Raw genomic sequence first — 23,087 nt, forward strand, 5'->3', positions numbered from 1 at the left:
AATCAGTGTTAGTACGCCATTGCGGCTCAGTATCAGTCAGGAAAACCTGATCTTATCCCAGAGCTTATTTTTCACCACCTGCTCAATCACCATGTCGTGATAATTCCTGCTGATAGGAATTTTATCAGACTGAATAAAGATCTCATTGCCTTCGATCCCCTCAATCTTGCTGACCGCAACAATATAGGATTTATGTACCCTTATAAACGCCTTCCTGTCAAGGTTCTCTTCAAGATTCTTCAGATACAGTAAAGTCATATATTTGCCCTTACGGGTATGTATGGTGACATAGTTCTGCATACCCTGCACATAAAGAATATCGTCAAAGAAGATCTTTTCGTACTTGCTCCCGCATTTAATAAAAAAGTAGTCCTCCGTTTTCGCTGTTTTAGCCGCCTCACCAACTGGTTTATGTAACAGCTGATAATAATCTTTCGCCTTATTCGCAGCTTTAAAAAAGCGATCAAACGTAATGGGTTTCAGCAGGTAATCCATCACATTCAATTGAAAACCTTCCAGTGCATAACTGGGAAATGCAGTAGTAATAATCACCATCGGTGGTTTCTGAACGATTTTCAGAAAGTCGATCCCGTTCATTTTCGGCATCTGGATATCCAGAAAAATAAGATCTACCGGATGTTCATCCAGTAACCTGATCAGCTCAACAGGGTTGGTACAGGTAGCGACAAGTTGCAGGAAATCGACCTCCCGGACATAACTGGAAAGTCCTTCCCTGGCCAGCGGTTCGTCGTCTATAATTACACAGTTCATCATTGTATTATCAGGCTGTTTTCTGTAAAGGTTGAGGCATTTCAAGCGGAGAAAGCCGCAGTTGAAGCTGGACGTCAAAACGGTGCGTATCCTGGCAGATATCCAGCTGGTATTGTCCGGCATAAATAAGGTCCAGTCGGCGCTGTACATTTTTAAGTCCGATACCCCCGCACTGCACAACATCCCTGGATGCGACCTCAGAAGTACTGTTAGATACCAGGAATGTCAGCGTATCTCCGCGTTGTTCCAGCTCAATCCGGATCCAGTTCGGTCTGTCCATATGTATGGATACATGTTTAAAGGCATTCTCCACAAAGGTCATCAGAATAAATGGCGCAATACCCCATTGTCCGGCTTCTTCCTGTTCAACCTTCACATTCAGCTCCATATTGTCATTCTGCCGCAGGCGCTCCAGTTCTATGGAGTTTTCCATATAGGAAATTTCCCTCGCCAGCAGGATCTGTTTATCATTACACTCGTACAACTGATACCGTAACAGTTCTGAGAATTTCGCCAGGGATGCTGAAGCCATATCCGGATTCTTATGTATCAGGAAGAAAATCGAATTGATGGTATTAAACAGAAAATGAGGATTGAACTGGTGTTTCAGGAAATTCAGCTCCGTTTCCAGTTTCTCCTTTTCCAGCATTTGCTGCTTTCGTTGCGTTTGTAACCAGTTTTTACCCAGTTTGATACTCATCGCGAGTGTCATGGCAGCCAGTGTAGACGGGATAGAATTGCCGAGAAACTGGTAAAAACAATCGCCGTTATTGCCATAAGCTTCCTGCATTGTTTTTCCAGATAGCCATGCACTCAGGTAATATCCGGGAACGATCAGCAATGAGGCTGTGACGATCGTCAGTAAAAGATAGCTTATATAGAGCGTAAAGCGGCCTTTTTCAAGGTATTTCGGGATCAGGTAGTAGAGATTGAAATATGCAGCCAAAGCCTGAAAAACGACGTAAAACAGGAATTTCATCACATAAGGCGTCAGAAATATTGCATCGGCAGCTTTAAACGGATTCCCGATGGCCACCGTCCACCACATAAAGTGATAGGCGGCCCAGAAAGGAATGTGATAAAGTTTGTACCGGTAGAGCCAGTTCAGCCTGGAAGGATTATTTACAAAAGTGTTCATCTCACCTGTATTGATCTGCACTGATTATTGAAAAATGGCCTTTTTAGAAAGTTACGCCAGTTTTAAGTTATTATAAAGCCCCAATGCCTGAATGGTATGAAATAATTGACCAAATGCAGGCTTTTCGGCAGGAGAGACCCCTCTCCCACCAAAATTGAGCTTTTTGCCCCGTATTGCTCATTTTCCGACCCTTCATCAATCCGTTGTTACGGGTGGTCATTCCGGTTTTTTCAGCCTTCTTGCTGCCCGTTTCTTTGCAAAGAAAGCCTGGAATAGCGCGATTGTTTTCCTTAAAACCAATGAGATATGAAAAGACTTTGCTTGTATCTTTTAAGCTGCTGCCTGGGCCCATCTGCCATCGCACAGATCTCTGGCAGCTTTGTAAATACCGGTGGACAGCCCATTCCATTTGCCAACGTACTACTGCTCAACGGAACCGACACAACCCTTGTAAAAGCCGCACTGACGGACGAAAAAGGTCTGTACAGCATCGCCTCCCCTCCTGCAGGAAAATACCTGCTTCGCTTTACCGGTATGGGTTTTCAAATATGGCACTCTCCCCTGTTTGATATCTCGGCTACCAGGAAAAGCCAGTCATTCGGACAAATCACCATCCATGAATTATCGCACCAACTGGGCGAGGTGGTCATACAGGCAGAAAAACCGCTTTTTCAGCCGCAACTGGAAGGGATGGTCGTCAATGTACAAAGCAGTCTGCTGACAAAAGGCAGTTCCGCCTTATCTATCCTGGAAAGATCCCCCGGTGTCATGATTGACTATCGCAATAATAGTATCGCACTCAATGGTAAAAATGGTGTCATGGTCATGCTCAACGGAAAATTGATCCGTATTCCCATGGAACAACTCGTGCATCTCCTGAATGGCATGAGTGCCGATGATATCGAGAAAATTGAACTCCTGACATCCCCTTCCTCCAAATACGACGCAGAAGGGAGCGCAGGTCTTATCAATATCGTACTGAAAAAAGACAAACAACAGGGTACCAATGGCACGCTGTCCCTGACGGGTGGATATGGCTACGGAGAAAAGGCAACTGCAGGCATTCATTTGTCACATAACACAGGAAAGCTCAGCTCTTATGGTTCCTATACCTATTCGCGGAACCGGACCTACAGCGATATCTACATTCTCAGTTACCAGGATATGCCCGTCTTCGGTGGCAGAATGGAAGTACTCGGCTACGATACTACGCGCCATCTGCAACACAACCATGATGCAAGCCTGGGCATAGACCTGAAAGCGAATGCAAAAACAAGCCTCGGCGCCAGCGTATCTTATAATGGCAGCAGGGCAGCTGTAACGGACTATAATTACGGCCGCTATCTGTTATATCCCGATTCCGTACTGACTTATAATGGGCAGATCAACAGGGAAACACAATGGCGTAACCTGGTATCCTCCGTGTATGTTGAACGCACAATGAAGCATGACGCCCGGCTGAATTTCACCGCCGATTATCTTTATTTTAAGAATGATAATCCCTCGCAGGTACAAAGCAGTTTCATTACCAGTCATGGTAAACAGGTCGATAGCAATGATAGCCTGTTTGCACCCAGTCAGCGGGGAATGGCGAATACCGTTATCCAGGTAGGCGTCCTGAAAGCAGATTACAGCAGACAATTAAACAGGAAGCTCAAACTGGAAGCAGGTCTGAAAGGAACCTATACTGTCAGTAACAGTACCTCCCGTATTGAAAGTCTGATAGATGGAAAATGGATCGGCAGGACAGAAACCATCAACGATATGCGGATGCGGGAAAGTATCGGGGCGGCCTATATTTCTGCGAATCTGCAGCTGGCTCCATCACTCAGCCTTACCGCAGGCACCCGCTATGAGTATACAAGAACGAAAATGACCAATGAACGCACAGGAGAAAGGACGGTTGATCGTACATTATCTGCCCTGTTCCCAAATCTTGCCTTTTCAAAGAAACTGAATGATCATACAGAACTGCAACTATCGTATACTAAAAGGATCAGCAGACCTTCTTATAATGACCTCGCCGCTTTTGTGGGGTATAGCGATCCTACAGCGGTGTATACCGGTAACCAGTTCCTGCAGCCTTCCATTACCCACAACATCAAATTGGGTTACAACTATAAATCCTATAGTTTCTCCCTGTTATTCAGCCGTGATGATAACCCAATAGCTCGTTATCAGCTTACTCAAAGTCCTGCGGCCAATCTGTTATATGTTTCTCCGCAAAATCTGGCTTATCAGCATAACATCACCCTACAGGCCACCCTGCCGTGGAAGGTAAACGACTGGTGGGATATGAGCTACAATCTTATAGGAGGATACCGCCAGTTCAGGGCAGATTACCCCTTGGTACCCGTTATAAAAAGCTACTTTGGATACTCCGGTAATTTTACCGAATCATTCAGATTACCCCAAAACTTCGGCCTGGAACTTACAGGCTGGTATAACGGGAATTCCTATAACGGTACAATTAAGGTAGGCCCTATGGGCACACTCAGCGCAGGTATCAAAAAGGAACTGAAGAACAATGGCGGAACCCTGCAATTATCAGTGGCAGATCTGCTGAAAACCATGACGATCAATGTGTATTATGGCACCTTGACGGACGAGGCTTTTTACATTAAAAATCATGTGAAGATCAATACAGAATCCAGCAGGTCGCCTGTTTTCAAATTGTCTTATTCCCGGTCATTCGGTATGGGGTCCGTTCGACAAACCAGACAGCAGGAAGGAGCAAAAGATGAAAGAGACAGGATCAGGAAGGATTAAGCCCCTTCCCTCCTGTCTCTTTTAGCCCCTTACTTTGCAGACTCCTCCTGCGTTTTCACGATTTTCATGTCGGCAGGGGGCATTACCTCTTTTTCATCCACTATAGTAAAGTCAATACCTATGGCCTTGAAACTGGCCCGTTTGCTTTCCATCGCGAGTACGACACCTTTATCAGTAATGCTCCCAAACGGACTACCTGCCTTCAGTGGTAATTCAGTCGTATACCAGATGGTCACTGTTCCATTTTTCTTTGTTTTCAGAAAGAGCTTTTTACAGGTATAATCCAGGATCTTACGGGTTTCGGCTGTTTCCTGTACTTTCTCTTCCTCATTTACTGCCAGCTCTTTTTCTACCAGTACGGGCGGATTCTTTTTCCGGTCTACCCACCATAGCTTTTTACTATCAATATCGGCATAACGCTCACTGCCTTCTTCAGTAGCCACACGGATACTGGTTTTATGACCATCTTCCTCCTTATTTATCTCATCAGGAAAAAAGGATTTCAAATGTTGTCCCTTGTAGATCAGTTCTGCTTTGTCTACCAGCGTTTCCGGGACCAGGTCTTTGTATTGCAGCTGATCTGGTTTCATAGAGGCATGCAGATTAAAGGTTAATTCGTAGTGTATCTGCCCCTGCGTTTTATCCTGCGCGTAGCCCTGGTAGCAAATACCGCTGATGCCTGTTGCCAGTACCAGTATGCGGATGATGTTGTACATATGTGTGTTGTTTATGAGTGACTATTTTTTGAATTTTTTGATCTTGCAGATCAGGCTGATCATATAATATCTGCCCAATACGATATTCTGCCTGTCCTCGATATAGCCGTTCTTTGCAATCCTGCTATAGCTATTGTTCTGATTCAGCAGATCCCTGGCCTCTATGTGGAGCGCATAGGTTTTGCCAATGTCTTTGGTCAGCGCCATATTGAGTAAGGAAACGGTATTGTTGAAAGACTGATTCAGTCCGGTAGTCGTGTAACACTCCAATCCTGCCTCTGCATTCATTTTCCAGGGCAGGGATACCAGGAAGTCAAGGCTATATTGGAAGAACCAGTATTGCTGTCCGGCGGCCTTATTTACCTCACTGTGCCTGTTATTCCAGGTAGCATTTCCTCTTAAATTTATAACCAGGGCGTTAACCGGATAATAACTAAAGTCGAAATCAGGTGTGATTGTCCATTGACGGATCATATCTGATATAGCGTTAAAGTAACTGGGATACTGATTGTAGGCCACTTCTGTACCCAATGTCAGCGTCGATCCATTAGCAATCACAGGAAAAGAGTATTCGCCATGCAGACTACCATTATAATAACCATTTGCATTGGTCGGCATAATGAGTTGTCGGCCAGTACTGTCAATAGTATAGGCATCGGTAAACTGTTGTCTGATGGTTGACAAACGGAGCTGCACATTGCTGAACGTACGACGATACATATTGTTTGAGAGGTAGCCGATTGTCAGCGCATGATTTACTGCCTGCCGCAGCTGCGTATTACCTTTCCTGGTATACAAAGGGTCACTGATGTCTTCAATCGGACGTAACTGACTGATGCCTGGCAATGACGCCTGACTGGCATAACGCAGCATCAGTTGTCTGGAACGGGAAAAACGATAACGGGCATACAAGTGAGGCAACAGGGTGTTGTAATGATCTTTCAGCTGATAGTTTCTGTAAGCGGAGTTAGCCTGCTGTATACTGTTCTCAAGACTAAGTCCTGCGGTATAGGTTAATTTCTTATAATTCCCTGCAACAGATACATCTGCCACATTCCTGGTAATGGCGTTGTTGTATATATCGCTGTAGCGGGAATCGGTTACATTGTAATTACCATCTGCATGATTATAATTGCGTGCTATTTGTTCATAATCCCCTTTTGTAACATTGAATTGTTCGGTGAGTCTAAGGGCAGTATGCCTGGAAAGCTGTTCCGTGTAGACAAGATTGTTATTCAGCGAGTAGCTCTCTGAATGCCCTGTAAGCTGCTGATTGATACTGTCTTCCTGATGTAGATTAAGGTAATGGTTCTGCGAGATATTCAGACTGCTATTGTCCAATTTCAGGTATTGCGGTGTTACAGTTAGTGATAAGGTACGCCCCGGTTTCTGAAAGCGATGACGGTATAAGATATCTCCTGAAATGCTGTTGTTAGTAGTATGCGTATTGAGTTGCTGGGTACCTTCATTCAGTAATTGTTTACCATCAGCACTTGTAGACCGGTAGCTACGGTTACTGTTGAGATCAGCCGTGTTGCTGTTAAATACAGGCGAGATCTTCAGGGAATTGTATTTATCCAGTTTTATATCGAAAGAACCATTCACCCGGTGGTTGTTATTCTCCTGGAGCGATCTTCCCTGCTGCAGATAGTTATAGGCAGTATCAGGTAACTGATAATGCCGGTCGTACATGTAATTATTCGCAGATGTAAAACGATTATAGAAATAGCTGCTTCGCAGTTTTAGTCTGTCAGACCAGTCATTATTGTAATTGACGCCGCCATACTGTGTGTTATTCAACCCGGTAGGTCTTGCCAGCTGTACTTTTTCGGCGGGATCATCACTGGTGATATGGATGCCTTTCATTTTACTCAGTTCGGCGATAGCGGAAGAAGGCAGGCTGTTAAATAACTCCGGATTGGCGCCCAGCATCCTGACAAGTTCTGATGCGGAGAAACCTGATTTGTTGACGTTATTGGCTTTGAATAATACGGAGAACTGCTGCTCACCAGAGAAGCTGTTCACATTGACGCCGCCCTCATATTTGCCGTCAGGGCCAATACCAGCAGACAGATTACCGAAATAGCCTTTCTTCCGGTCCTTCTTTGTTACGATATTGATCGTCTTTGTTTTGTTGCCATCGTCTATACCAGTGAACTCCTCCTGATCGCTCATTTTATCTAAAACCTGTATTTTATCAACCATATCAGCAGGCAGATTCTTAGTCGCAATAGCAGGATCATTACCAAAGAATTCCTTTCCGTCTACCAGTATCTTGCCGACAGTTTCCCCTTGCGCAGTAATGTTACCACCCTGGTCTACTTTCACGCCAGGCAGCTTTTTCAGCAGATCTTCGACAACCGCGTTTTCTTTTGTTTTGAACTGTGAAGCATTGTATTCTACGGTATCTCCTTTCATCCGTACAGGAGGACGGCTTTCTACCACTACTTCTTTTAATGTTTTGGATTTGATGCTGGTATCGGCGGGCGTAGCAGGCTTTGTCTGTGCAGTTAGCTGCGCAGACAAAGCAAGAAAAGGAATCAGAATGGCGGTAAAGTTTCGCATGGTATCTTGTTAGTGACCACACAAAACTAGTGCTGTGCATAAGGCGACTGGGTTAACGAACCTTGTTATATAGTTAATGATTGTTAATACTAAAAGACGAGTTTATATCCCAGCCCCCTGACATTGATCAGTTGAACTGAAGAATCGTGTTGCAGGTATTTCCGGATCTTGCTGATATAGACGTCCATGTTACGGGCATTGAAGAAATTGTCATCTCCCCATAGATCCAGCAGGATGTTTTTACGGTGTGTGGTGACATTGGGCTTTTCAGCCAGCATTTTCAGTATATCTGCTTCCCGCAGGGATAAGCGGATCTGCTCTTTTTCATGCCGTAGTTCCTGGCGGTTATAATCGAAGATATAGGCGCCCATGCAATAGATACCATTACTGCCGTTGGAAGGCGTAAGCAGTGGTTGTGTGCGTTTCAGCAGGGTTTTAATACGCAGTATCAGTTCCTCAATACTGAAAGGTTTTTTTATATAGTCATCCGCACCCGTTTGCAAGCCTTTAATAACGTCCTGGGTTTCACTTTTAGCCGTGAGGAAAATGATAGGCGTTTGTTCATCCACACTGCGGATGTCCTTTACCAGCGATAATCCGTCTTTCCGGGGCATCATGATATCTACAACGCAAAGTTCAGGGCGGAAGGACAGGTATTGTTCCCATCCCTGCTGACCATTTTCGGCATGACTGATCTGAAATCCGTTTGCTTCCAGGGTTTCTTTGACTACGCCAGCCAGCACTATTTCATCTTCGACCAGCAGTAGTTTAATCTTTTTCATATTTCGGCAATTGGAAAGTAAAGGTACTGCCATTACCAGGACTACTGGTAACCGCGATACTACCATTGAGTTGTTGCAAAAGTGCTTTTACATGACTGAGGCCAAGACCGTAGCCTTTGATATCATGTGTATCTCCCTGCACCACGCGGTAGAATTTATCATACAGAAACGGAAAGTGCTGCTTTTCAATGCCATTCCCGTTGTCTTTTACACTGAAGGTATAATGTCCCGGATATTCTTTGGCTGCAATCAGCACTTCACGCACAGGCTTGTCATTGTACTTGACCGCATTGTCTATCAGGTTGGTGAGAATGGTGGTAAAGGCAGCAGCATCTGTGTTTAAACGGGTATGGGTGATCTCTGCCTGCTGTTTAATAGTAACCTGTGGCAGGTGCCCGAAACGGTTAATACTTTCGTCTATCAGTGTCCCTATATCAGTTTCCGTGATATGCAGGGCTTCCTGTTCCTGTTCTTCCCTGCTCACCTGCATAATCTTGTCAATCAGGTCCTGAAGTCTGTTCAGTTCTGCGCGGGAATGCCGCAGATAACGGGCTGTTTTCTCTGCGTCATTCATTCCCTGAAAGCTTAACAGCGCCTCATTAGTGGCTTGCAGGATAGAGACCGGTGTTTTCAGTTCATGCGTCACATGACTGATAAACTCCCGTTTCATTCGTTCCAGTTTTTCCTGCCGGAGGATAATACGCCATAAGGTCCAGATACAACCGGTGATCAGAAAGGCGATGAATACAGACAGGATAATGGCGCTGCTCATTTTCTTCAACAGGTATGCAGGCAGTCCTTCAAATGAGATGCCTATAAGATGGTCTGGTTTATTAAGGCCAGGACGAATGATCAGTGAGGGCCGTTGATTGATAGTATCTATTTCCTTGCTATTGGTCTGTATATTAAAAGGCAGCGGAATTTCCTTCTGATTCAGCTCAGACCTGTAATACTTACGAAGGGTATCTTTATCTGGGACAACATCCGTGAAAGAGGAAAAGATGGTGGATACAAAATGGGCCAGTGAAGGAGGCGTTTCATCCAGGCGCATCTGCTGATTAGCCATCGTACTATCGATATGGATGTCTTTCGGTCCGCCGGGCGGCGGCGTTCCTGCATTGCTGTTATAACGGATCACTCTCTTGGCCCTGGGCATCCCTTCTGCCGGTGTATTACCATTTTCGTCCAGGTCAATGGTTGTTTGTATGGAATACCGTCTTTTTTCCTTGGGTTCTACACCTGCCTTGAGACGGGCGGTGATAATGATTGAGTGGTCATAGGCGCTGTGGAATGCCTCCGTAGCTGTGGCTACAAATGCTTCCTGCTGCGACCGGTATGTTTGCCTCAGCCAGTATAACTGGAACAGTAATGCTGCCAGTAACGCCGGCGTAGCGATCCACCATATCTTTCTGCTAACCTTGCCCATATTCCTGCAAATTTAACCTTCTAATGCGTCCACAAGCGGATTCTTTAACAATCATTAACGTTTCTTCCCATTAGGTCGTATCTTGCCCGGCATAATAGACAGACATGATTATCGATACTTTACAGCATGCCGGACGTTATGATGGTCTGGGCGACAGATTTGTAAAAGCCTTCCAATATCTGCAGGAAACTGATTTTTCCAAAGTGGAGAAAGGACGTTATGAAATTGACGGTAGTAATATCATTGCCATTGTAAATGAGTATGATACCATCCCTACTACCGGTGAACAGATGGAATCTCATAAGAAGTATACAGACATACAGTATATCGTCAGTGGAGAGGAACTGATCGGACATGATTTTCTGCAGGAACAGACGCCTTCTAAAGCGTATAGTGAGGAAGAGGATTTTATGCTGTTTGGCGAGGCCCCGGTATTTTTCTCTAAGCTGCAACAGGGTATGTTCGCGATCTTCTTTCCTACAGACTTACACATGCCGAATATCAAGGTCAATGAACCGGTAAAGGTGAAGAAGGTGGTGATGAAGGTGAGGAACAATTAGGAATTAGGAATTAAGAATTAAGAATTAAGAATTAGGAATTAAGAATTAGGAATTAAGAATTACTGCGAAGATCTCCGCTGCATTCCAATTCTTAATTCTTAATTGTTAATTCTTAATTTATATCTATTCCCTGATAGTGGTTTTGTCACTCAATGCCATCCGTGCGATATCGTCTTTTCTCCTGAATGTCACGCCTTTATGTTGCTGCATATAGGTAAACAGTTCGGTTGCTGCCTTTACCATCTGTGGCGTACCGCCGATACGGTCATGGAAGCTAACGGACATCATCCTTCTCCGATTGGCGGATTCCTCGTACAACTGATCAAACTCCATTTTCACCTGCTGCAGGAACTGATCGCTCGAATACCATTGACCGGATACCAGTACAATGTCATTGTTGCGTAAGGTATAAGGCACTACGACAAAGTCTTTGTTATTCACCTGGATGATAAAGGGCTCGTCTCTGCTAAGATCGTCAATATGATAGGTAAAGCCCAGTTCCTGTAAGATCTGCAGGGTATGCTCCCCTCTGCGTAACCAGTTTGCGTTATAACCTTTCGGCGTCATACCTGTTACCTGTTTCACTGCATCAACACCGTCCTGTATAAATTTGCGTTCTTCCTCGTAGGACATGGTATACTGTGTGGCCCAGTCTCTGCCGTGTGCAGCGGCTTCGTGTCCCCGTTGTACGATTTCTTTTGCCAGGGAAGGGTTCTTTAATACAGCAGATCCTACCATGTGAGAGGTTACTTTGATACCCAGTTTATCCCAGGTATCCAGCATACGGGGAATGCCTTCCTTGTAACCATACTGGTACCATGTTTCGGAAGGAAGGTCTTTATATCCTTTGACCATATTCTGCGGAAACGGACTTTCCGCATTTACGGGTTGGCCACCTGCTTCAAACTGCATGGATACACTCACGACAAGGCGGGAGCCGTCAATCCAGGAAGATGCTGGTTTTTTCTGTTGAGCGGGTGCTGCGACCAATGAGGCTGGTCCTATCATACCAGCCATTCCTAACAGGCCGGCTGTTTTCAAAAATTCTTTTCTTGTAGCCATATATTATTTCTTGAAGAGGTTATCGACTGCGTAACTGTTATAGGAAATGCTGCTCAGCAGCAAGGCAAAAATGACTGCATGAAGGAGTTGTGATACCAGGGCCTCCCAGTTTTCTATCAGTGTAGTGCCTAATATCAGTAGTATCATTACAATACCCCCGGCTACCAGCGTTTGTCTTGTCAGTAAACCAATAATCAGCAGGAGGCCGATCAGGAATTCTGCGATGGGCAGCGCATAACTAAAAGGTGTAACCAGTGCTGCGGGTAACATGGCGTCTTTGAAACTACCTACCATCCATGCACTGAATTTATCCAGTTTTGGTAATCTTACGAGTCCGTGACCAAACATGCTGGCGCCAATGGCGAGGCGCACTATCAGAAAGGAGGTTGTGTTGTTGATCATGATTAGCTGTTTTTATCTGTTTGATGGGACAAAGTTCGGATAGTGGATTAACGTGTTACTTGTACGATTAGCGGATATTTCTGTATATTTTTAAGATACCTTAAAAAAATAAAGGTTTAGATATTAAAAATAATTAATTATTTTGGTCGCCGTCTTTAATGTTGTTAGCTCATGCGATTTATAAAGCAAACAAAGCTTTTTTTCAGAGAGGGGAATTCGGACAAGACTTATGAGATTGATTTATGTGAAGTTGGCCCCGGACAATACGTCGTTAATTTCCGCTACGGTAAGCGGGGAAGTGCATTGAAAGAAGGTAGTAAAACGGTAAATCCTGTGGACCTGCCAGCTGCTACAGCTATCTATGATGCCCTTGAAAAAGAAAAACGCTCCAAAGGATATGCGGCGGAACAGGATGCTGGTCCGGTAGCAGAATTTGTCGCCCCAGACACTTCTCAGGTAACCGATCCTGTACAGGTAGCCATTCTCAGAAGGCTGGAATATGCCCTCAAAAGAAATTCCCGGTTCAAGACTGAATGGAAGACTTCCCGTGTGATCTGGAAGGCAGGCGAACTGCGTCTGAAGGAAGCTGCTCCGTTTATTACCAAACTCATAGAGCGGGAAAGCGCCATGCAGCGTTACTCCTCCCTGTGGGCATTGGGCCGTTGCGGCAATGAATCAGATACGGGTACACTGAAAGCCTATGCGGAGAATAGTACTTATCCTTATTATCAGCGACAGATTGCTGTTCACGCCCTGATATTATTATCACCGGAAGCAGCACGGAAGGAATATATTGACCAGTATGAAAAAGGGCTGGATCCCGATATTCAGAACGCTATCAAAAGTGGTAGCAAAGCCAATCTGCTGACGGAAATCAACCAGCGTGTCAAGGTACTGGTACAGCCAGCCTACCCTGTGCTGGAGGAACTGTATGTTGTCAGTATTACCAATCCGACGGTGCGGGAGGTACTGTTGCAATTCATTACAGAACTGCCATTCAAACGGAACTACTTCCAGCATGTACGTCACCTGTTCAAACAGGCGGAGCTCAGGGATGATCACGAATTGGTTGCATTGTTAGGCGCCCGTTTTGAATGGGAGGAAGACAATAAGAGCGATCCGTATGCCCGCAACAGTAGCAGAGCATATACAAAGACGACCCGCGCTTATCTGCGTCGCCGCGTGTTACGCAGGGTGAAGCAGATGGGTAGACGCAATGATATACAGTACGTACGACTGGCAACAGCCCTGTTGTTACAGTACGACGCCGCTAAACATAATAAACAGGAGTATAGTACCAGCACATATGTCTGGAACACAAACAGTCGTTCTTATTCGCATGTAACAACCGCGTTTCCGAAGAATGCAGGCGCTGTTTTCCTGCATTATATCCTGGAGGGCAATAACAAAGCCCTCACACTGAATACCAGCAGGACAATCTGGTACAGAACACCCGCTCCGGAAGGGACTACCCAGGCGCCTGCGCCAGAACAATCCCGTAAAGGAGAAAACCTCTTACAGAAAGTAGCTTCTCTGTTCCGTGGCCGTAAACAGACGGATGTACAGCCAACTATTTCTGCCGAACAGGTGGTAAAAGCCACACCCGAGACAGAAAGTGAAGTGCCTTTCCTGCATCTATGGCGTCAGTTGCCACAGGCGTTTATACAATTGCTGATCAAAGGCAGAATGGAGGAAGTCCATGATTTTGCCCTGCATCAGCTATTGCAGCATCCCGACTACAATACACTCAAAGAGAGGATGGATGGCAATGTGATCCGCGCCTTGCTGGGTAATCCTTTCAGATTACCGCAGGAATACGGTTTGCAGCTGGCAAGAGAGAAATTCAATATCAACGCGCCTGACCTTTCTATTATCTTGGCATTGCTGAACAGTATCTCTGAAGAAGCACGTCAGCAAGGGATGGAATGGGCTGGTGCAAGACCGGATGTTTGTCTGGCGGACATTAACTTTATCCAGGAACTGATCTTCAGTAAACATAAAGACGTACGTGATTTTGGCGTACAACTGATGCCGAAGGCAACACTCTCTGAAGATCAGGCTAAAAAGCTGATCGGTAACACAATCGCTTACCTGATATCCTTCAGAGACGAAGACCCTGCAACAAACGATATCCTTACAGAAGGCTGTCGTATACTGGAACAGTTCTTTGGTACAGTGCTGATCCAGCTTGATTTCAATGTAATAGAGAACCTGCTGCAGGCATTATCACCTGCCACACAGGCTTTTGCTGCCCGTTTGTTGCTGCTTAAAAAACAGCAGTTTAAACTGGATCATATCAATGATAGTCTGTTACTTCGTCTGCTGGAAAACACTTATCAACCAGTAAGAGCAGCAGGCGTTGACATACTCTCTGCGATCAGTGACGAAGAGCTGGTAAAACGCCAGGGTTTATTACTATATGGTTGTACAGCGCCTTATACAGATGTCAGAAGTGCTATCAGACCATTGATAAAACGTATTGCTGAGCGGGAAGCCGCACTGGCGATATGGCTGGTAAATGAACTGGTACCATTACTGATGCGCAAGGAGACTTCTGAGGGACTGCATGAAGACCTGGCGCTGGTACTGAGCAATGAACTGGTATCCCATCTGCAGGATATTGATCAGGCAACTGCATTACGTTTACTTTATTCTAATTATCGTCCGGCACAGGCGTTTGGTGTGCTGGTACTGGACAAATATATTCCTGCGGAAGGTCTGACGATCAAACAGGTGATAGCGGCAGGTAACCATGAACTCCTGGCTGTGAGGGATTGGTGCTGGCGCTTTTTTAATCAGCATGTGGCGCGTATCAAATATGAGAGAGATGCGGCAGTAGCCTTGCTGGATGCAACCTGGGAAGATACCCGCAACTTTGCAGCTGAATTCTTCCGTACACAGTTTCAGGCAGAGGACTGGTCACCGGAGTCACTGGTAGCGATTGCTGACAGCGTCAATCCGCTGGTACAGGCATTTGGCCGTGAATTGCTGACCCGCTTCTTCCGTGAAGAAGATGGTACGGTATACCTGATGAAACTCAGTCAGCACCCGGGAGTGACCATGCAGTTGTTTGCCACCAATTACCTGGAGAATTATGCGAAGGATAACCTGGCTTATATGAAAGACCTGGAACATTATTTCAGATCTGTATTATCCAGGGTGAATAAAGCACGTGTCGCCAAGGAAAGGATCTTTAATTTCCTGGAGAAGGAATCCGTAAAAACAGCGGAAGCAGCTGAATATGTAGGAAGTATCATCGCTGATATTTCCGCTACGGTGGCCATTGGCGATAAAGCACGTTGCATCAGTATCATGCGTAATATCCACCAGGCATATCCTGATGTGTTGCTGCCAGTGCGCTTTTCTGAAATTCCGATGAAACATTTTTAAACCCTGAAGGATGTTATTTAACTATAGATATAGCGGGCAGACAGAGGTATACAGCAACGCCACATCGGCGGGTATCTCCTTTGCGCCTGATACACACCGGGAACCTACTTTCTTCAATGGCAAACTGCGTAAGAAAATCGCTTTCCGCGAAGCTATTTCCGCTTTGCATGATGTAGTGGTATCCGACCTGCGTTTCAAACCCAAAGACAAAACAGCTTATAAAGAATGGGCCGCCCAACAGGAATCTGTGTGGCTGGCAGAGGCTATGGGCCATTATGATGCCGCTGCTGCCGAGAATCAGATGAAAGCACTGAGAGATGAGCTGAACAATATTTACCATGAGAAAGAAAAGGTAATGGCGCCTTATTATAAGTCACGCCGTGCTTATTTCGACTATCTGTACCAGAAAGACAGGGATGCCTGGTTTGTACTGGACCCGGTGATCAGTGTACATCCTGATGAAATTTTCTTTGAATGTTTCAGCCAGGATGAATCAGCTTATGGTAAGCTGAGCGCCAACTACAATGTATTTAAAGAGGTGAATGAGTTTCAGTGTGGTACAACCAACATTGACTACTCTGCCAATCTGTATAACGAATTTCAGAAGATCCGCGACTATAAGGAAACGACTTTCTCCGTGGATCCGGGCGGTTTCTCCGTTCAGACGACCCGGGAGGAAATGTTCCGCGAGGTAAAGATCGATCTGCCTGATAGCTGGGTACGTGGCTTCCTGCAGGTAAGTTCAGCAATGACATTACCTGCAGCCAGTTTTGATCTGCATCCGATGGATGTATATAATTTCTGTAGCTGGCTGCGTCGCTTTAAGGAAAAGAATGGTCCCCGTTCTATCCGTTTTGTGCTGGAGCCAGGTAAACCGGTGAAAGCGATCTTCGAACCATGGAACAAAGAGATTGTCTGCACAAGATCTATTTATACCGGTCCGCAACGCCGTGAGATCCGTATCTGGGGACGCAGAAGAATGCTGATCCTGGAACGTCTGATCCCCGTGGCCAAGAAATTCACGGTACATCTCACTGGTAGTGGTCTTCCTTCATTCTATGTAGCAGACCTGGGCGATATGCAGTTTACACTGGGTCTCTCCGGATGGACGGCGAATGACTGGTCACGTGCAGGACAATTCGATCTGATGGCGCCACGCGCTGACGTCAGCGACATGACCAAGGAGCTCGTTTATAATGAATTGAAACAAACCTGGATGGGTAAAGCGGAAGAAATCGCCGCTAAAACCGGGCAGCCTTTACCATCAGTACTGGCGGCGCTGGGTATCTATACACAGGCAGGTAAGGTGATTTATGATCTGCATACAGGTTATTACCGTTTGCGTGAATTGAGCAGAGAGCCATTACCAATGGATCAGCTGCGCTTCTCCAATCCTAAGGAAGCATCAGCAACCCGTCTAGTAACAGATGGGAAAATTACCTTCTCTGCACAGGAAGTACCGGGCGTGGGCACACAGGTAACAGGCGAAGTCACGATAGCACGTCGTCCGTATCATCCTGTTATTGTAATTGATGGAGATGAACGTATGAGCACTGCACATTGTGACTGTTACGACTACCAGACCAACAAGTTATATAAAGGCCCCTGCGAACATATGCTGGCATTACGTATGGCGTATGAAAAGCAGAAGGCTAACAGTAACGCATAAGCTGTAAAAAGAAAAGGTGAGAGTGTGAAGAAAAAGAAAGAAAAAAATGCAATATGTGTTTGTTCTTTTAATAATTCTCTCTATCTTTCAGGTCAGAAAAACAATAGTTCTTTGTAAAGAGGAAATTGATTGCACTTGCGCCTGGTTTCAGGAAGAGTGATGTTTCGTCACTCAGGTAACATGACATTATCATGCTTCACTAAATGCAATCTTTACTTTGGGCGGGGCGTACCTACTAGTGATTTACGGTACGAGCCCCGGGGGCTCCAAATCACCAGTAGGTACGCCCCGCCCTGGAGTTGATTGATTTAGTCAATGGCTTGCACGAAGGCCGGTTTCCTCTTTACATTGTTTTTTCTGTTTAACCTCTTCTCCCCTTTTCTTTTTCCCGCTTCACTTTAATTATCAACGAACTATCTTTTATCAGCAATAAACCGTCTGAAAGATTATGGCAGTAGGATTGACGCGTCAGCAATTATATGACCGTATCAGATCATCCACTAAAGATGAAGTTATTCTTGAGGAGATGACCCGCCTCGGTTTCTGGGCAAAGAACACAAGTATGCCATCTCCTTCGGAGGTGCTTATCCGCAGAGAAAGTGAGTTGCGCAGGGAACTGAATAAGTTAGTAGAAGAAAAGCAACGTTATCGTAACCGTGAGCAGATGCTGAACGAAATGCGCAAACAGCGTATGGCGGCAGCAAAAGCAAGAAGAGCGGAAACGAAAAAGCGTAATGAGGAGAAGCGTAAAGAGAGAGCCGCACAATGGGCGATTGAAAAAGAAAAGAGTATTGTATACTTGGGAGAAGATGTTTCTGCCGGTTTAAATAAAGTAGTTTCCGACGAACAGAAGCTAACCACTGCTGGGCTGCCCGTATGCCATGATGGTATCGCGTTGGCTGCAGCGATGGGAATTAGTATCGGTAAATTACGTTTCCTCTCTTTTAACAGGAAAGTAGCCAGTGTAACACATTACAAGCGCTTTTATATTCCTAAGAAGTCAGGCGGTAAACGACTGATCTCAGCGCCGATGCCACAGTTAAAAGCGGCGCAATACTGGATCCTGGAGAATATTCTCTATAAAGTAAAACTCAGTGAAGCGGCACATGGATTTGTACCACAAAAGTCTATTGTGACGAATGCGGCTAATCACGTCGGACAGGATATTGTTATCAATATTGATCTGCGCGATTTCTTCCCTACGCTCGACTATAAGCGAGTGAAAGGAATGTTCAATAAATTCGGTTACAGCGAACAGGTAGCCACTATCCTGGCGTTACTGTGTACAGAGCCTGAAATGGAGCCGGTGACACTGGACGGAAAAGACTATCATGTGGCTACAACTGCGCGGCACCTGCCACAGGGAGCGCCATGTAGTCCGGCGATCACTAATATCATTTGTTATAAAATGGACCGCAGGTTTGAAGGACTGGCGCGTCGTTTTAATTATACCTACACCCGTTATGCAGATGATATGACTTTCTCTGCAAAAGAGGGCGCTGCCGCTGATGCGGGAAAACTGATATGGGGCGTTAAGCAGGTGGTAAAAGAAGAAGGATTTGTGATCCACCCTGACAAACTGAAGGTGATGCGCAAAGGCGATAAGCGGGAAGTGACAGGTGTGGTGGTAAATGAGAAGCTGAGCATTGACAGGGAAACACTCAGGAAGTTCAGGGCCCTCCTCCACCAGATCGGTGTATCAGGTATTGCTGATAAGCAATGGGGCAAGGGCGGTATTATCAACAGCATAGAAGGTTATATCAACTATGTACAGATGGTAAAACCTGAAGCAGGTAAACAACTGAAAACGAAATGGCAGGCCCTGCTGGGTCGGGAAGATATAAAAAGCCAGGTACCTGCATCTAAAAACAATACCGCACCTATCATCATTCCTACGGCACTGCCACCAGTGCAGGATCCTCCTAAGGATGGCGAGAAACCATGGTGGGATGTTATGTAACGCTTAAATTGAAATTAAAAGCCCCGTATACTTTTTGTATACGGGGCTTTTTTATGGTGGAGGTCAGTAAATCAATAGGTATAAAATTAGGCAATTTTATTGATTAAACGGATGCATATCGATAACCGTATCATTTCTATAAAAAGTGCCCAGCTGTCTTTGCCCTTTTTCGTTGAAGGTGATCGTTGGTCCATGTTTCTTATTGCTCTTATAAAACTGTACGGCTGCAATCTGCTGGTCGTAGTTAAAAACCTTCACGTAGGAAAGCGCTGTGTCTTTCGGGTTGGTATAGACTTCTGTTTTGAAATATACGCCTCCCTGTCCCTGTAATGTTTCTGTTAACCTATAATCGGCCGTATCGGTCAGCGCGTAGGGATCATTGCTGGCGGAGGATGATCTGGACTGACAGGCGTAACAGGCGATCATTATCGCGACAATCTTAACGGATGTATAGCATCTCATAATGTGGTATTGTGGAAGCAATCTATCCCTTTTTTTGAAACAAGTCATGCTGTAGGGTAAAAATAATTCCTCATTAACAACGAGTTAACTATTTCCTCACCACATTGATCTATTTTAGACATGTGTATGTACATCGCCGCAACGGCCATCTCGTTTTAATCTTATCTTATTACATTTTACTGGGACTAACCATCATCTGACTTTACAACTTATCGTATGACTCCATCTACGTTAAAATCCCCCCTATCCTGGCATCAGCAATTACAGGATGAACAAGCAGTTTATTTTGATCCGGCATTCAGGTTTTATTTTGGTGGCCAGGGCGCCTGGCAGGTATTCCGTCACAAGGAAGTACAGCGCGTACTGAGTGACCATGAAGTTTTTTCCAATGAATATATGCCCAAGTCAGATGATAATCTCCTGGGGAGCAATCTCAACCAGACGGATCCTCCGCGTCACCGGCAGTTACGTGCACTGGTGAGTAAGGCATTTGCTCCTGCTGTTATTGCAAAACTGGAGGCATGGATCCATCACGAATGTAAGGAGCTGCTGCAGACAGTCCTGGCAAAAGGAGAAATGGATTTTGTGAAAGTGTTTTCTATTCCTCTACCCGGTCGTGTTACAGCGCAGTTATTAGGTGTACCTGATCAGGACCATGACCAGGTAAACGCGTGGGTCAATGCCATTTCCAGTGATCCTGCCGTTATTGGTATGGATGCTTATTTTCAGGCGCAGCAGGAAATGGGCAGGTTGTTTACTGCTTTACTGGAAGAACGTGCTAAAACGCCTCAATCTGACCTTATATCGCATCTCTTACACGCAGAGATAGATGGTGAACGATTAAGTATGCCGGATACCCTTGCTTTTTGTATTGCGTTGTTAATAGCGGGCAATGAAACGACCAATGGTTTCCTGGCCAATGCCATGTACACGTTTGCCACTACGCCGGATGTACAGTCGCATCTCCAGGCACATATTGAAGACCTGCCTTCGGCTTTAAATGAAGTATTACGCTATGCGCCGCCGGTACAGAGTATGTGCCGTATTGCAAAGATGGATGTGGAACTGGGTGGGCAACTGATCCGTAAAGGGGATCTGATAAATGCATGGTTGTCAGCCGCTAACCGTGATCCGTCCGTATTCCGTAATCCTGATACCTTTGATATACACAGGAATAATATAAAAATGGTCAGCTTTGGTCATGGTGCGCACTATTGCATCGGCGCTATGCTGGCGAGAATGGAAGCAAAAATCGCTTTTGAAATCATCTTTTCTGCCATAAAAAATGTCACCTTGAAGCCAGGTGTCACGCCTGCAAGGAATCCGAGCACCATCGTGGCAGGGTTTCTGGATCTGCCGATTGTATTTGAGCCAAAATAAATATCAGGGAGGCACTAAAGAAAAATGAAAAGTATACTCACTATACTAAGTGATATATTTTTGAATGTACGTAAATTGCAGGTAGAACTAGCTAAAGCCCCATAATTTACAATAACCCTACTTGCAGAACGATTATCTGAATTGGAAAACACTGAATGGCGCTATGTACATGCTGGGAACCTGTATGTAGTCCCATAATAGTAATGTTCCGCAAACGTAAATGCCCGGTACATGAGTCTATTTCAACACATCTCTACAACTGGCTATGATAGAGTGACCGATGAAGACCAACGACGATCACTGAAAATTGTAAACACCCTGGCACTTGTAACTGCGCTGATGGCAGGTATATTTGGCCTTGGCTGTTATGTTATGACATGGGATCTGCAGCTATCAGCACCTGCTCTCATCGAATCCCTCCTGCTTGCCGCCGTTATTGTTACAAACCGTTTCGGAAAGTTTAGCTCCGCCGGACTGGCACTGATCCTGATCAACAACCTCAGTATCCAGTACTACAGCGCTATCATGGGACGGGTAACGGAAGTGCATCTCCTTTTTATTTTCCTGGTGGGCCTCTCACTGCTGGTCTTTGAGAAAGACAGGCGAATGCGTGCGCTTAGTATAGGATTGACCATCCTGGCATTCCTCGTCGGCGAGATCAATATGTACAATGGTTTCATCACACCTATTGTTACTGCTGAAAAGCGTTCTCCGGTACAGTTCGTTATAAGGTGGGTGACTATCCCCAGTATACTGATACTCGATCTTACGGTGATCTATTACTATGTAAGAAACATGGAGCGTCAGCGTAAAAAGGAAATGCGGCAGGTACAGGAAATGCTGCAAACGGTTAAGGAACACAATCGCGAACTGGAAATCCTGACTGCGCAACTGGCGAAGGCCACAGACGCTAAAACGGTCTTTGTAAGAGAGACCAGTCATGAGATCCGTACACCGTTGAATGCTATTTTCGGAATTAGTCAGCTCCTGCAGCTAAAAGTAGAACAGGACCGCTCTCTCGCTCCCATCCGTCAACTGGCAGATCATCTGTATGCTGCCAGTTACAACACTCGTGAGATTATCAATAATGTACTGGAATTCTCCCGTATCGAAGCGGGTAAGATCGATACACCTCAACTGGAAACATTGAATGTCCGGGAATGGCTGGAAGGGATTGTCAATATGCACCAGTACGTCGCCAGTGTGAAGACGGTGCGTATCAGGGCTTCAGTAGCAGACGATCTTCCGCAGCTGATCAGTGGCGATAAAATCCTGCTGAGTAAGACCTTGAACAACCTGTTATCCAACGCAATCAAATTCACCGCACAGGAAAGCACGATCACACTCGATGTATTCAGAGATGATAATAAATGGTGTTTGCAGGTCACAGATCAGGGGGAAGGCATCCGTGCAGACAGGTTATCTACCATTTTCAATGCTTTCGTCACTGAACGGAACATCTTTCTGGAAGGTACAGGTCTGGGATTGCATATCACCCGTCACCTCGCTACATTAATGGGCGGCGATATTAAAGTGTATAGCGTAATGGGCAAGGGCACGACATTCACCGTCAACCTTCCCCTGCAGGTACCTGCGGAGACTGCCTGTAATAATGATAATGATAATGATGCAGATGCTGATCTTTGTAGTCTGACTGATACCAGTATCCTTATCATTGAAGACGATAAAATGAGCCAGTTGATTCTGTCGCGTTTTCTCAGCGGATTGGGAAGCCGTATTATCGTAGCTGGTGATGGCATGGAAGGACTCCTGCTGGCAAAAGCTTCGCGTCCTGATATCATCATACTGGATTCTCACATTCCTGGTCTCAGCGGTAAGGACACGCTCGCGCAGATCCGTGCGGATGAAATGTTACAGCATATCCCCGTGATCATTGCCAGTGGCGATGCATTTAAGGAAAACCGCGAGGAACTGCTGCTGGCGGGCGCAGATGATTACCTGGTAAAACCAATCGAGTTTAAAGCCTTGCAGGCTACGCTCTCCAAATACCTGAGAGCAAATGCCCACCCCTGAT

General features: G+C 45.5%; 16 protein-coding genes. 7 read left to right on the plus strand and 9 right to left on the minus strand.

The window, feature by feature from the left end:
- Positions 1-36 precede the first annotated feature (36 nt).
- Together CPIN_RS20280 and CPIN_RS20285 are read right to left on the minus strand one after the other, a co-directional pair.
- Positions 37-774: a LytR/AlgR family response regulator transcription factor gene (locus tag CPIN_RS20280; RefSeq protein WP_052306844.1), complete on the minus strand. Its 738-nt coding sequence runs from the start codon at positions 772-774 to the stop codon at positions 37-39.
- A 7-nt stretch (positions 775-781) separates the two neighbouring features.
- Positions 782-1,909 carry a sensor histidine kinase gene (locus tag CPIN_RS20285; protein WP_012791717.1) on the minus strand — a complete coding sequence of 376 codons (1,128 nt, stop codon included), beginning with the start codon at positions 1,907-1,909 and terminating at the stop codon, positions 782-784.
- 306 nt (positions 1,910-2,215) lie between these two features.
- Here CPIN_RS20285 and CPIN_RS20290 point away from each other — a divergent pair, with 306 nt between their 5' ends.
- Positions 2,216-4,678: an outer membrane beta-barrel family protein gene (locus CPIN_RS20290; protein ID WP_012791718.1), complete on the plus strand. Its 2,463-nt coding sequence runs from the start codon at positions 2,216-2,218 to the stop codon at positions 4,676-4,678.
- A 29-nt stretch (positions 4,679-4,707) separates the two neighbouring features.
- On the opposite strand, the gene CPIN_RS36850 is transcribed toward CPIN_RS20290, so the two are convergent.
- From CPIN_RS36850 to CPIN_RS20310, 4 genes are all read right to left on the minus strand, one after another.
- A complete protein-coding gene (locus tag CPIN_RS36850) occupies positions 4,708-5,394 on the minus strand; it encodes a hypothetical protein (protein WP_012791719.1) in 687 nt (228 codons plus the stop codon).
- A gap of 21 nt (positions 5,395-5,415) precedes the next feature.
- Positions 5,416-7,959 carry an outer membrane beta-barrel protein gene (locus tag CPIN_RS20300; RefSeq protein ID WP_012791720.1) on the minus strand — a complete coding sequence of 848 codons (2,544 nt, stop codon included), beginning with the start codon at positions 7,957-7,959 and terminating at the stop codon, positions 5,416-5,418.
- 89 nt (positions 7,960-8,048) lie between these two features.
- Positions 8,049-8,741, minus strand: a complete 693-nt coding sequence (locus tag CPIN_RS20305) for a response regulator transcription factor (RefSeq protein WP_012791721.1) — start codon at positions 8,739-8,741, stop codon at positions 8,049-8,051.
- On the minus strand, positions 8,728-10,167 hold the full coding sequence (locus CPIN_RS20310; protein ID WP_012791722.1) for a sensor histidine kinase: 1,440 nt from the start codon (positions 10,165-10,167) through the stop codon (positions 8,728-8,730). The genes CPIN_RS20305 and CPIN_RS20310 overlap by 14 nt, the downstream gene beginning before the upstream one ends.
- 104 nt (positions 10,168-10,271) lie before the next feature.
- Here CPIN_RS20310 and CPIN_RS20315 point away from each other — a divergent pair, with 104 nt between their 5' ends.
- On the plus strand, positions 10,272-10,727 hold the full coding sequence (locus tag CPIN_RS20315; protein WP_012791723.1) for a NanQ anomerase/TabA/YiaL family protein: 456 nt from the start codon (positions 10,272-10,274) through the stop codon (positions 10,725-10,727).
- A gap of 123 nt (positions 10,728-10,850) precedes the next feature.
- Here the strand turns inward: CPIN_RS20315 and CPIN_RS20320 are convergent, their stop codons facing one another.
- Both CPIN_RS20320 and CPIN_RS38695 read right to left on the minus strand, forming a co-directional pair.
- Positions 10,851-11,789, minus strand: coding sequence for a polysaccharide deacetylase family protein (locus CPIN_RS20320; protein WP_012791724.1), 939 nt, complete (start codon positions 11,787-11,789; stop codon positions 10,851-10,853).
- 3 nt (positions 11,790-11,792) lie between these two features.
- Entirely contained in the window at positions 11,793-12,191 is a 399-nt protein-coding gene (locus CPIN_RS38695) for a DoxX family membrane protein (RefSeq protein WP_012791725.1), read from the minus strand.
- Positions 12,192-12,362: 171 nt separating this feature from the next.
- Between CPIN_RS38695 and CPIN_RS20330 the strand changes: the two genes are divergently transcribed.
- The 3 genes from CPIN_RS20330 to CPIN_RS20340 all read left to right on the plus strand — a co-directional run bounded on the left by CPIN_RS20330 (position 12,363) and on the right by CPIN_RS20340 (position 19,210).
- Complete coding sequence (locus tag CPIN_RS20330; RefSeq protein ID WP_012791726.1) at positions 12,363-15,581, plus strand: hypothetical protein; 3,219 nt, start codon at positions 12,363-12,365, stop codon at positions 15,579-15,581.
- 10 nt (positions 15,582-15,591) lie between these two features.
- On the plus strand, positions 15,592-17,250 hold the full coding sequence (locus CPIN_RS20335) for an SWIM zinc finger family protein (protein WP_012791727.1): 1,659 nt from the start codon (positions 15,592-15,594) through the stop codon (positions 17,248-17,250).
- A gap of 448 nt (positions 17,251-17,698) precedes the next feature.
- Positions 17,699-19,210, plus strand: a complete 1,512-nt coding sequence (locus tag CPIN_RS20340; RefSeq protein WP_012791728.1) for a reverse transcriptase family protein — start codon at positions 17,699-17,701, stop codon at positions 19,208-19,210.
- Positions 19,211-19,306: 96 nt separating this feature from the next.
- Here the strand turns inward: CPIN_RS20340 and CPIN_RS20345 are convergent, their stop codons facing one another.
- A complete protein-coding gene (locus tag CPIN_RS20345; protein ID WP_148230602.1) occupies positions 19,307-19,672 on the minus strand; it encodes a toxin-antitoxin system YwqK family antitoxin in 366 nt (121 codons plus the stop codon).
- Positions 19,673-19,888: 216 nt separating this feature from the next.
- On the opposite strand from CPIN_RS20345, the gene CPIN_RS20350 reads away from it, so the two are divergent.
- Together CPIN_RS20350 and CPIN_RS20355 are read left to right on the plus strand one after the other, a co-directional pair.
- Positions 19,889-21,052, plus strand: coding sequence for a cytochrome P450 (locus CPIN_RS20350; protein ID WP_012791730.1), 1,164 nt, complete (start codon positions 19,889-19,891; stop codon positions 21,050-21,052).
- 231 nt (positions 21,053-21,283) lie between these two features.
- Positions 21,284-23,086 carry an ATP-binding protein gene (locus CPIN_RS20355; RefSeq protein ID WP_012791731.1) on the plus strand — a complete coding sequence of 601 codons (1,803 nt, stop codon included), beginning with the start codon at positions 21,284-21,286 and terminating at the stop codon, positions 23,084-23,086.
- The last annotated feature ends 1 nt before the right edge of the window (position 23,087 follow it).

It is taken from the genome of Chitinophaga pinensis DSM 2588, assembly GCF_000024005.1.
Taxonomy (GTDB): Bacteria; Bacteroidota; Bacteroidia; order Chitinophagales; family Chitinophagaceae; genus Chitinophaga; species Chitinophaga pinensis.